The following is an 11,991-nucleotide window of genomic DNA, read 5'->3' as shown; positions in this document are numbered from 1 at the left end:
GTTATATGCTAGTTTGAGGTATTCAAGAATAATAAATACATTTGGCTATGGATCAACAAACTATCTCTCCAACTATTAGTGTCCTCAGTAATAACAGCATATTGCTTGATGCCACTGCCCTAAACGATGACAGTCTGAGCATTCAAAAAAAAATCTGGGCACTAGTGCAACAATGCAACACCAGCGACGCCTTTATAGATGTAGTACCCGCAATGAACTCGCTGACAGTTTATTTAATAGACCCTACTTCGCTTGCTCACTGGCAAGCTCAGTTAGCACTTTGGTGGGCAAATATAAATCCGCACTACTATCAGGGTAAGCATCATAAAATTATTACCCAATACGGTGGTGACTATGGCCCAGATCTAGACTATGTAGCTGAGTATCACAATTTATCGCCACAACAAGTAATTGATATACATAGCCAAGGGCATTATCAAGTATTGTTTTTAGGCTTTCAGCCAGGCTTTGCATATTTGCACGGTCTGAATAGTCAATTACATACTCCGCGCAGAGCACAGCCGCGAACTCGAGTGCCCAAAGGTTCGGTTGCCATTGGCGCTAATCAAACCGCGATTTACCCAGCTGATTCGCCCGGTGGTTGGCATATTATCGGCCACAGTGATTTTGCATTATTTGACAGTGAAAATACTCCACCATGCGCAATACAACCAGGCGATACGCTGCAATTTATTACTAAGGAGTCGGTATTATGATCACCGTAATAAAGCCCGGAATGCAAATGACGATTCAAGATCTCGGCCGTCATGGCTATCGTCATTTAGGAATTGCCCAATCTGGTGCGCTTGACCCTTATGCAATGATCATTGCCAATCGTTTAGTGGGCAATGATGATAATCAAAGTGTTATTGAGATCACTTTAGGCTTAGCGCAATTACAGTTTCAATGTGCCACTGTTATTGCGCTGCATGGCGCTGATATGCAAGCAAAGCTTGATGGAGTAAGTATTTATCCCGGCTGGAGTTATCCAGTAGAGCAAGGACAAACACTGACATTTGCCACAGCTCGGCAAGGTTTTCGCAGCTACCTCGCAATTAAAGGCGGCATTGATTGTCATGCAGTGATGAATTCAACAGCCACCGATATTGCAGCAGGTTTTGGTGGCCTAACGGGCGCGCCTTTACAAGCCAATGATCAAGTCCCAATCACGCCATTTGATGGCAATTGGCCGCAACGTGGTGCGATTGCCCCCGCTAAGCGCAGTGTGATCCGCGTCCATTCAGGCCCACATCAACAATTACTATCACAACAATTTAGTGATTTTTTTGCCCAGACGAAATGGCAAGTCAGTCCGCAAAGTAATCGTATGGGAGTAAGGCTCAGTACTGAGCATAATCAATTAATGCATACACATTCATTGCCTTCTTTAGCTGTTAGCCCGGGCTCTATCCAACTAACACCCAGTGGTGAGCCTATCGTATTGCTAAATGATGGCCAAACAACCGGAGGATACCCGCTACTTGGTACTATAATAAGTGCGGATCAACACCAATTTGCACAACTTAAACCTGGTGACTTTGTAATATTTGAATTCGTCAACCTAGCAGCTGCAAATACTGCGCAGCGAAAACTTGACGCTCACCTACAACAATTGACTATTGCACTAAAAAACTTGAGCATCAGATAACCAATCACTAAATAAAAGCTCAGCTTAATAAATAATAATAAACACAGCACAGTGTAGGAACTATGATGTTTGATCTTAATTATTGGCCATTAATTGGCATTCCAGTGGTTGTGCTAGGATTTGCCTTGCGCTTTAACCCACTGATTGTAGTAACCGTTGCTGGCCTTGCAACTGGTTGGGCGGTAAATTTAGATATCCTCACCCTTTTGCAAACCTTTGGCGAGAAGTTTATGAACTCTCGTCAACTGGCCAGCTTTATTCTTATTTTACCCGTTATCGCACTGCTAGAGCGCTATGGTTTACAACAGCATGCGAAAAACTGGATTGCACAAATTCAAAGTGCCACCAGCGCACGTATATTAGCCCTGTATTTTATCGTTCGAGAATGCTCAGCAGCCCTTGGGTTATTAAGCCTTGGCGGTCAAGCACAAACTGTTCGTCCATTATTAGCCCCCATGGCATTAGGTGCCGCGACCAATAAACACGGTGAGCTGCCAAAACCCATAAAAGACATGATCAGCGCCCATGCAGCTGCCGTTGATAATATTGCGATGTTCTTTGGAGAAGACATTTTCATTGCTTTTGGTGCTGTACTATTGATGGATGCCTTCTTAAAGGAAAACGGCATTGCCGGTATTGAACCGCTGCATATTGGTTTATGGGCTATTCCGACCGCCATTGCCGCACTCATTATTCATTTATTTAGATTATCTCGTTTAGAAGCAAAAATAGCTCTGGCTGTTGCTCACTACAAACAGCAGGAAGTGTGATGAGTAAAGTACTAACAACCGATGTAACTAACTCAAACGCTACAATTATCACCATTGAGAACATTTATTTATTAATTGGTCTCGTTGTGATGTTTTTAGTTGTTCGAACGCTGCAAGACAAAAACCATCCAAAAAGGCTCACTACAGCATTATTTTGGTTGTTATTTGGTAGCAGTTTTTTATTTGGTGATGTATCGATTGCCTTGTTCGGCAAAGCCAACACTTATTTATGGGTTGGTGTGAGCGTAGTATTAATTGCCCTGTTAGCGGGCTTAAACCTAGTAAGCATGGGCAGTTATCAACCACTCACTGAACAGCAACAAACACAATCGGCCTCTCGCCTGGGCAATAAATTATTTGTTCCCGCATTAATGATACCCGTGATCACGGTATTACTGACTGTTTCTTTTGATGGTATCGCAATTGGTGATTATTACTTACTTGATCAACGTCATTTAACTCTCGCATCGCTCACTATAGCGTGTGTGTCTGCGCTACTTATTGGCTGGAAAATTACTGGGGGAAATCCGATTGAAGCTGTCACTGAATCCCGTCGGCTGCTAGATTCTATCGGTTGGGCAGCAATACTGCCACAAATGCTAGCAATGCTTGGTGGCGTGTTTATTGTGGCGCAAACAGGAGACTCAATTAAAGAGTTGGTTACTTTATTTATAGCGCCAGAGAATCGTTTTATGCTGGTGGTGCTGTATTGTGTTGGCATGGCGTTATTTACCATGGTGATGGGAAATGCGTTTGCTGCATTTCCGGTAATGACTGCGGGTATTGCTATGCCTTTTTTAATCGAAGGTCATGGCGCCAGCGCCGCACCACTGGTAGCAATTGGGATGTACAGTGGTTACTGTGGAACGTTAATGACGCCAATGGCAGCAAACTTTAATATCATTCCAGCGGCATTACTCGACCTAAAAGACAAATACCATGTTATAAAGGTGCAAATACCTACTGCGCTGGCCTTATTAACGGTCAATATTATTTTAATGTATATGGTGGTTTTTAATGACTAAACTGACATCAAGCATGCCCTGCGTATTGATAACTGGGTTTGCACCATTTGGCGGCGAATCGCTCAATCCGTCGTGGCAAGCGGTAAGCAAACTCGACGAACATTTAATCGCTAAGCACCGAGTAATAGCCCTTGAGCTACCGTGTGAGTTTAATACCTCATTAGAGGTGCTTTATAAAGCCATAGAGCAGCATCATCCGGTTCTAGTATTATGTATCGGCCAAGCCGGTGGCCGCAGTGAAATAAGCATAGAGCGTATCGCGATTAATATTGATGATGCCCGAATTAAAGACAACGCAGGAAAGCAACCCATTGATCACCCCGTCGTCAATAATGCCCCTGCTGCTTATTTTGCACAATTACCTATCAAACGCATGTTATTAGCACTGCAACAAAGTGAGATCCCAGCCGCCATTTCTAATACAGCGGGTACATATGTGTGTAATCACGTTATGTATGGTCTATTACATCATATCAATGAGCATGAACCACACATCAAAGGGGGCTTTGTACATATCCCTTATTTACCAAGCCAAGCTGTGCACCATAATGGCGCACCGAGTATGAGCGAAGAAACCGTGCTAAGCGCGTTAAAAGTAATGATCAACGAAGCTATTGTTGCAAAACAAGATGTAAAAGTCGCGGCTGGCACCACCCACTGACCAATTTGGTGCATCAGCGGCCATGCTGGTGCATAAATTATTCTGAAAATATTGTAAAAGCTATGTGACTTAGTTAATTATTTCTGTTAAAACAAACGTGAATGGTTAGGTATTATGACCTAACTAACACACATGATAGGAATGAGGAGTTACTATGTGTTCAATTTTTGGTGTATTAGATATAAAGTCTGATCCCGCTCCATTGCGTACGCAAGCAATTGAAATGTCAAAATTATTACGTCACCGCGGACCTGATTGGTCTGGTGTATATTCATCAGATAAAGCGATTTTAGTGCATGAACGTTTAGCCATTGTTGGTGTCTCAAGCGGTGCACAGCCTTTATACAACCCTGAAAAAACTCATATTCTAGCGGTTAATGGCGAAATTTATAATCACAAAGAACTTGCCGCTAACCTTGAAACCGATTTCACTTTTCAAACTCAATCAGATTGTGAAGTTATCTTAGCGTTATACAAACAGAAAGGGCCTGAATTTTTAGATGATCTGAACGGTATTTTTGCTTTTTGTTTATATGACGAAGAACAAGACGCTTATTTAATTGGCCGTGATCATATTGGTATTATTCCACTTTATACAGGCCACGATGAGCACGGTAACTTTTATGTTGCCTCAGAGCTAAAAGCACTTTCACCAATCTGTAAGCATATTGAAGAATTTCCTCCTGGACATTTTTTATGGAGTAAAGATGGTCAATTGCGCCCATATTATGCCCGTGATTGGCAAAGCTTCGATGCAGTTAAAGATAACAGCGCAAAAGCCGAAGACGTCAAAGATGCACTTGAAGCCGCCGTTAAACGTCAATTAATGTGTGACGTACCTTATGGCGTGTTGTTGTCAGGTGGTTTAGATTCATCCGTTATTTCAGCTATTACCCAACGTTTTGCAGCAAAACGTATTGAAGATAATGATGAAAGCGATGCATGGTGGCCTAAGCTGCACTCTTTCTCGGTTGGCCTTGAGGGCTCCCCAGATCTAGCGGCTGCACAAAAAGTAGCTGATATGATAGGAACTGTTCATCACCCGATTATATTTACGATTCAAGAAGGGATTGATGCCCTACGTGAAGTTATTTATCACATTGAAACCTACGATGTAACTACGATCCGTGCTTCTACTCCGATGTACTTAATGGCTCGCCAAATCAAAGCGATGGGTATTAAAATGGTGCTCTCTGGTGAAGGCGCTGATGAGCTATTTGGTGGTTACTTGTACTTTCATAAAGCACCAAATGCACAAGAGTTTCATGAAGAATTAAACCGTAAAGTATCTAAACTGCACATGTTTGATTGCTTACGCGCAAATAAATCAATGGCGGCATGGGGTGTAGAAGCCCGCGTTCCCTTCCTTGATAAAGAGTTTGTTGATGTTGCTATGCGTATCAACCCTGAAGCTAAAATGTGTAAAGATGGCAAAATTGAAAAGCATATTTTACGTGAAGGCTTTGACGGCTACTTACCTGATGAAGTGTTATGGCGTCAAAAAGAGCAGTTTTCGGATGGTGTAGGCTACAGCTGGATTGATACATTAAAAGAGTTTGTAAACGAGCAAGTAACCGATCAAGAGCTTGAAAACGCAAAATTTAAATACCCTATTAACACACCTGATTCAAAAGAAGCGTATTACTACCGTACTATTTTTGAATCTCACTTCCCAGGTGATGCAGCCGCTAAATGTGTACCACACGGTAAGTCAGTCGCCTGTTCAACGCCTGAAGCGTTATTATGGGATGCATCATTTCAAAATAATGCCGATCCATCAGGTCGTGCCGCAGGTATTCATAACGACGCCTATGCACAAAAGAAATAATAAGCCTAGTCGCTTATTAAATCTGGCAATAACTCACAGACTGCACAAAGCCCCGCGCTTTGTGCAGTCTTTTGCTATTGAGCAAGTTTTTAACGATACAGCGAGACGCTGTAAAGGTTCGTCTGCGTTAATTGTTATTTATAAAACAGGGTTAACAACTCGACTAATGCAGCGCATTGCAAAAAACACCGCTCAGCCCGCCACCGTATTTTTAAATCAAGCCAATATCAAAAAAAATCGATGCCCTATTCGTTGGTTTAATCACAGCCATGAGATCAGCCGCTGTGGTCATGGGACACTCGCCGCTGCACTGTTTTTAAAAAAATGGCAAGGGTTTAGCCCAAACACTTTTTATACAAATACAGGGGAAGTATTTAAAATCAGAATACATCAACGCGCACTGCAACTACAATTAGCCACCATTGATAGCACCGAGGTACAAACAGAGGTTCTGCTGCAACAAGCCATTCCTACCTCAATAGTGCAAAGCTATAAAACAGCAAAAATTAACGGCTACAGTACTGTGATGATTAACAGTGATCAGCCTTTAAAAACACTCGCGATAAATACAGCACAATTACAATACTACCCAAATGCAGTGATTGTATTGCAACAACGCCAAACAGCTAATCAAACCACACAGTGGCATTTTCGATATTTTGCTCCTTATTATGGCGTTGATGAAGATAGCGCTACAGGTTCAGCCATCAGCATTATTGCCCCCATAATCAAACAATACACTGAACAAACACATGGCCAGCTTTTCCAAGATTCTGTTTTCGGAGCAACCATTAATTACCGTTTAAAAGATAACAGCGTCATTATCAGTTAAGCCACTAAATTTGACGGTGTATTTTCCAAGCCCTGCATAGTCAATTTCAGTATCAACATCAGTGTCTAACTCAATAACACCACAATATGAGCCTGTTATGAGAATTTGGCCAGCAGCGAGCGTGATCCCACACTTAGCCAGATAATTTACTGCCCAATAGATTGGTGTTTGTGCCAGACCACATGGATGCTTGCCAAGATAGCTATGACACTGATTATTTTGTGTTATCGCGATAGTAATATGTGCCGCATCATAAGCTGCTTGCTTATTAATTTTAGGACCAAGTAACACCCCTTGGTTACTTAAACCATCCGCTAACTTTGCAAAGTGATTTGCTTGATACGCTGAAGAGAAACGGTTTTGGATCAGCTCAAGTGCCATATGCGTGTCACTCACCGCGTGGTCAATTTCAGCTTCGCTATAGCTGGCCTGCTTTGGCATATTTTGCGCAAACACAAAAGCAATTTCAGGCTCTATCCGTGCCTTGTTTTGTTCAGTATATAATCTGCAGATTTGTGCAAATGATTGCGGCGGCTTTAATATTGGAGCCAAAATAATCGCACCGTTATCAAGTGGTAATAGGCATTTCCAACCAAATACTTGGCCCTTGTTTAATGCAATCATCAATTGTTGAACAGCTAAACTATCTTCAGTGCTTGTTAATGCTAATTGTGGCGGTAAATCTGATTGTGGCGCTGCACTTGTGCGTTGTGCAAATAAATGTGCTGCAATCGTTTTTAATTTTGTAGAACGGTCCACACTAACCTCTTCGTAATAAGGTTTTATAATGGCTACACCAGCAGCCGTAGGTTTAATGCAGTATTTATACTATTAAAAAATCAATTTGCGCAGCATTTTTAGCTAAGTACAGTTAAATAATAAATGATGGACTGTGCATTATTTAAATTGGCCTCAATAAACACAATGCAAAATAACCCTGCTCGTCTTGCCACGTTTGCTCTAAACGTAATCCAGCTTGGGCGCTAAGTTGAGTAAATGCCTTTAGTGCGTATTTATGGGAGTTTTCTGTATGGATGCTCTCACCTTGAGAAAAGCTAAATGATTCGCCATTGACGGTGACTGTTTGAGCACAGTTACTGATCAAATGCATTTCAATACGGCTTAGTTTTTCATTAAACCGTGATTGGTGATTAAACTGGCTAAGATCAAAATCAGCATTTAACTCAGCATTAATACGCTGGAGTAAGTTTTTATTAAATGCCGCGGTGACGCCTTGTTTATCGTCATAAGCATCAAGTAATACTTGACGGTCTTTGAGCAAATCAATGCCAATCAATACATAACCGTTAATACCACATAACCGATGGAAATTTTTCATGATCTCAATGGCTTTTAGCGGTGAAAAATTGCCTATTGTTGAGCCTGGAAAATACACGAGATTCGTTTGGCTATCCAATTGTGTTTCACGGCTTAACTGCTTTACCATTTGGCTATGAGTAAAATCCCCCAACAACGGCGAAATAGCTAACTCAGGAAATAATGGAGATAAATGAGCCAATGAGTAATTAAGCATTTCATTAGAGATCTCAAATGGCACAAAACTTTTCACATTCACTAAGTGTGCTAACAAATAAGCAATTTTTTTACCTGAGCCACAGCCCGGCTCTATGATTGATAAGTTATCAGGAAGCAACTTGGCAATTGCTTGACTGTGCTTGGTTAAAATGCTCAGCTCTGTGCGTGTCACGTAGTACTCATCAAGCTCAGTGATCTGCTCAAACAAAGCGGCCCCGTTATCATCATAAAAATATTTACAGGGTAGATTCTTTTGTTGCTGTGACAGTCCCGCAATAACATCGTTTAAAAAGCGGTTATCAATGTCGGTTGTCATTAATGTTGTTACTTGGCTCATGCTCAATCCTTAGCGAGTCTAATACCACTGCGCATCCACGCTTGGTGTGGGTAATAGAAATTGCGATAAGTTAGTCTTAAATGATTTTGCGGGGTAAGTTTACAGCCACCGCGCAGTACCATTTGATTCGCCATAAATTTACCATTGTATTCCCCTGCCACGCCTGCTATTGGCTTAAAGCCTGGATACGGTAAATAGGCACTGTTTGTCCACTGCCAACAGTTGTCGGTCAGCTGGATGATAGTTTGCGCCGCATTACTGTTAGCAACGCTTTCCCATTCAAATTCGGTTGGGAGGCGTGCTTGTGAGTAATGTGCAAAAGCGTTTGCTTCGTAAAAGGTAACATGGCTTAGCGGCTCATTTAGCGCCAAAGGCTGTAAGCCAGCTAATGTAAATTCAAACCACTCATTATTTACTTTATGCCAATAGAGTGGCGCAGTTTGCCGAGCATTATTTATCTGCGCCCAACCATCACTGAGCCAATGCTCTGGGTTTTGGTAACCACCATCTTGTATAAACGCTAAATACTCAGCATTAGTAGTTAGCCGGTTAGCAAATTTAAATGGCTGAATAAGCACTTGATGAGTTGGGCGTTCATTGTCGTAGCTAAACGTTTGCTCAGTTGCACCAATATTTGCAGTATGCTTTGAAAATGCCACAAAGCTAAGAGGACTGGCTTGCGTAACAGGATTTTCTATACGGTTGTTGTTAGTGTCACAATAAGCAGGAAACAACGGATTAACTGAAAAGTTATATTGAATGTCCATCAGCATTAGTTCTTGGTGCTGTTGTTCATGGTTAAGTCCTAATTCTATAACTTGCTTTATTGACTCGCTACACGGTGCACTCAGTAATTCAATCACCGCCCGGTCAACATATTCTCTATAGGTAATCACGTCATCTAAACTAGGCCGCGATAAACTCCCTCTGCAGGCACGCTTAAATTGTTCACCTATACCGTTATAATATGAGTTAAATAAAGTTTTAAAGTTAGGATTAAATACTGTGTAGTGAGAGCTATGTGCAATTAGTAAAAAAGTTTCAAAGAACCACGTTGTGTGCGCAAGGTGCCATTTACTAGGGCTTACATCGGCCATAGCTTGTAATTGGCAATCTTCTGCTGATAACGAGTTTATTAACGTCACGCTTTGGTGTCGAACACGCTGGTAATGATGGACTAATTGATGCTCATCAGCTGTGTTTTTAGTGTTCTCTTTGCCATGGTTACTCATAGTAATGACTAAATTCCTTATCACAACTTAACAATGATATAGCTCACCTAATGTTAAATCATATTCATATTACGCTTTCATTACTGCGACTATAAAACGTCAATCTCGTGCAGCTGCCTTTTACAACTACAAAAAATAATAGTTCAATTAACCACAAAAAACAGCCGCGATTACTTTAACAATCAAACTAATTTTTGACCTTTTGCGAATTATGTACTTTTATATAAAAACATAAAAATGGTTACAATGGCCATATAAGCCGCTATTTAACAACAAAATCATTTACATTTGGTATTTAACTCATACACTAGTAGCTGTATGATCATCTTTTAAATTAGTTAGTCTTCAAATAAATTAAAGTATCAATTATTACCTAACCTGAACTTTGCTTTAAAAATTTACTAACATAGTGATTTATTATCCGAAGCTTCAAGTTACTTAGACTAATTAAATTAGGTATGTTGCTGGTAACAAGCAGCTTGTTAGGACAACAAAAGAGGTATTGCATGAGCGAAAATCATGACAAATATAGTATCGACAATACGGATTACACCGTAGGTCAGGATAACGTGCAAAAATGGGGATTTGATATACACAACCCCGTTTTTGGCATCAGCGCGGGCCTGATTGTCATCTTTTTAATCGCCATTCTCGCTACCGATCCACAAACTGCAAAAGCAGCACTTGATGGTGTGAAACTCGATATAATTAATAATTTTGATGCCTTGTTTATGTGGGCTGCAAACTTCTTCGTTATTTTTTGTTTAGCACTGATTGTTTCTCCTTACGGAAAGATCCGTTTAGGAGGCAGTGATGCTAAGCCTTCATATACTCGTGTTTCATGGCTCGCTATGTTATTCGCCGCAGGCATGGGTATTGGCTTAATGTTTTGGGGGGTAGCTGAACCGGTTGCATATTTTACTGGTTGGTATGAAACACCACTGAATGTAACAGCCAACACCCCAGAAGCTGCAAAACTGGCAATGGGGGCAACTATGTTCCATTGGGGCCTGCACCCTTGGGCTATTTATGCTGTAGTTGGCTTATCACTATCATTCTTTACATATAACAAAGGTTTACCACTGTCTATCCGGTCAATTTTTTACCCTATATTGGGCGATAAAGCATGGGGCTGGCCTGGTCATATCATTGATATTTTAGCAGTACTGGCAACTTTATTTGGCTTGGCAACATCATTGGGGTTAGGCGCTCAGCAAGCGTCTGCGGGGATAAACCACGTGTTTGGTCTCGAAGGTGGCATTGGCTCACAAATACTCGTTATTGTTGGCGTTACCCTACTGGCTATTATTTCTGTTGTGCGTGGTATCGATGGCGGTGTAAAACTCCTTAGTAATATCAACATGCTAATTGCTTTTGCCCTTTTGGTATTTGTTTGCTTAGTTGGCTTTGCTGTTGCGATGGGTAATATTCCTACCACCTTTATGGGTTATGTAGAAAATATCATTCCATTAAGTAATCCACATGGCCGTGAAGACGAAACATGGATGCATGGCTGGACTGTATTTTACTGGGCTTGGTGGATTTCGTGGTCACCGTTTGTAGGCATGTTTATCGCTCGCGTATCACGCGGTCGTACTATCCGTGAATTTTTGATTGCGGTATTACTTATTCCAACATTGGTTACAGTATTATGGATGTCAATTTACGGCGGTATCGCAATTGATCAAGTAGTCAATGGTGTTGGCGCACTTGGCCTAAATGGTTTAACCGATGTCCCTATGGCTATGTTTCAAATGCTAGATGAATTACCTATGTCTAATATTTTGTCTGTAATTGCTGTGCTATTAGTTTTAGTGTTTTTTATCACTTCATCTGATTCAGGGTCATTAGTAATAGACTCTATCACTGCTGGCGGGAAAATTGATGCGCCAGTACCACAACGCATATTTTGGGCATCTATTGAAGGTGCTATCGCAGCCGCGCTACTGTGGATTGGTGGTACACAAGCAATCGAAGCACTGCAAGCAGGTGCGGTCTCTACCGGCTTACCATTTACAATCGTCTTGCTGTTTATGTGTTTAAGCCTTATTTTAGGTCTTAGAACTGAGCCGTTACCGGCTAAATAAACGCTATTTAAAACCACAAACGCCGCAAATTTGCG

At 41.3% G+C, this 11,991-nt stretch carries 11 protein-coding genes; 8 read left to right on the top strand and 3 right to left on the bottom strand.

Annotated elements, in window-relative coordinates; translation table 11 throughout:
- Window positions 1–47 precede the first annotated feature (47 nt).
- The 7 genes from pxpB to H5201_RS02040 all read left to right on the top strand — a co-directional run bounded on the left by pxpB (window position 48) and on the right by H5201_RS02040 (window position 6,764).
- Window positions 48–716, top strand: a complete 669-nt coding sequence (gene pxpB / locus H5201_RS02070; protein ID WP_182719003.1) for a 5-oxoprolinase subunit PxpB — start codon at window positions 48–50, stop codon at window positions 714–716.
- On the top strand, window positions 713–1,648 hold the full coding sequence (locus H5201_RS02065) for a biotin-dependent carboxyltransferase family protein (protein ID WP_149982470.1): 936 nt from the start codon (window positions 713–715) through the stop codon (window positions 1,646–1,648). Before pxpB ends, H5201_RS02065 begins: the two co-directional genes overlap by 4 nt.
- Before the next feature lie 65 nt (window positions 1,649–1,713).
- Entirely contained in the window at window positions 1,714–2,418 is a 705-nt protein-coding gene (locus tag H5201_RS02060) for a DUF969 domain-containing protein (RefSeq protein ID WP_145233413.1), read from the top strand.
- On the top strand, window positions 2,418–3,443 hold the full coding sequence (locus H5201_RS02055; RefSeq protein ID WP_182767437.1) for a DUF979 domain-containing protein: 1,026 nt from the start codon (window positions 2,418–2,420) through the stop codon (window positions 3,441–3,443). Before H5201_RS02060 ends, H5201_RS02055 begins: the two co-directional genes overlap by 1 nt.
- Window positions 3,436–4,104, top strand: coding sequence for a pyroglutamyl-peptidase I (gene pcp / locus H5201_RS02050; protein WP_220491294.1), 669 nt, complete (start codon window positions 3,436–3,438; stop codon window positions 4,102–4,104). The genes H5201_RS02055 and pcp overlap by 8 nt, the downstream gene beginning before the upstream one ends.
- A gap of 154 nt (window positions 4,105–4,258) precedes the next feature.
- On the top strand, window positions 4,259–5,932 hold the full coding sequence (gene asnB / locus H5201_RS02045; protein ID WP_182719005.1) for an asparagine synthase B: 1,674 nt from the start codon (window positions 4,259–4,261) through the stop codon (window positions 5,930–5,932).
- Window positions 5,916–6,764, top strand: a complete 849-nt coding sequence (locus H5201_RS02040) for a PhzF family phenazine biosynthesis protein (RefSeq protein WP_182719006.1) — start codon at window positions 5,916–5,918, stop codon at window positions 6,762–6,764. Before asnB ends, H5201_RS02040 begins: the two co-directional genes overlap by 17 nt.
- On the opposite strand, the gene H5201_RS02035 is transcribed toward H5201_RS02040, so the two are convergent.
- The 3 genes from H5201_RS02035 to egtB all read right to left on the bottom strand — a co-directional run bounded on the left by H5201_RS02035 (window position 6,735) and on the right by egtB (window position 9,869).
- Window positions 6,735–7,523, bottom strand: a complete 789-nt coding sequence (locus H5201_RS02035) for a 2-keto-4-pentenoate hydratase (RefSeq protein WP_220497132.1) — start codon at window positions 7,521–7,523, stop codon at window positions 6,735–6,737. The two genes, H5201_RS02040 and H5201_RS02035, sit on opposite strands and share 30 nt — an antisense overlap.
- A gap of 142 nt (window positions 7,524–7,665) precedes the next feature.
- Entirely contained in the window at window positions 7,666–8,637 is a 972-nt protein-coding gene (gene egtD / locus H5201_RS02030) for an L-histidine N(alpha)-methyltransferase (protein WP_182783599.1), read from the bottom strand.
- Window positions 8,638–8,639: 2 nt separating this feature from the next.
- Complete coding sequence (egtB, locus tag H5201_RS02025) at window positions 8,640–9,869, bottom strand: ergothioneine biosynthesis protein EgtB (RefSeq protein WP_182783597.1); 1,230 nt, start codon at window positions 9,867–9,869, stop codon at window positions 8,640–8,642.
- A 506-nt stretch (window positions 9,870–10,375) separates the two neighbouring features.
- Here egtB and H5201_RS02020 point away from each other — a divergent pair.
- Window positions 10,376–11,956 (top strand): BCCT family transporter, encoded by a 1,581-nt coding sequence (locus tag H5201_RS02020; RefSeq protein WP_145233245.1) that lies wholly within the window; start codon window positions 10,376–10,378, stop codon window positions 11,954–11,956.
- Window positions 11,957–11,991: the final 35 nt, after the last annotated feature.

It is taken from the genome of Pseudoalteromonas sp. SG43-6 (assembly GCF_014164365.1).
Lineage (GTDB): Bacteria > Pseudomonadota > Gammaproteobacteria > Enterobacterales > Alteromonadaceae > Pseudoalteromonas > Pseudoalteromonas rhizosphaerae.
The sequence above is the reverse complement of the archived record's forward strand: the minus strand, read 5'-3'. Positions and strand labels throughout refer to the sequence as shown.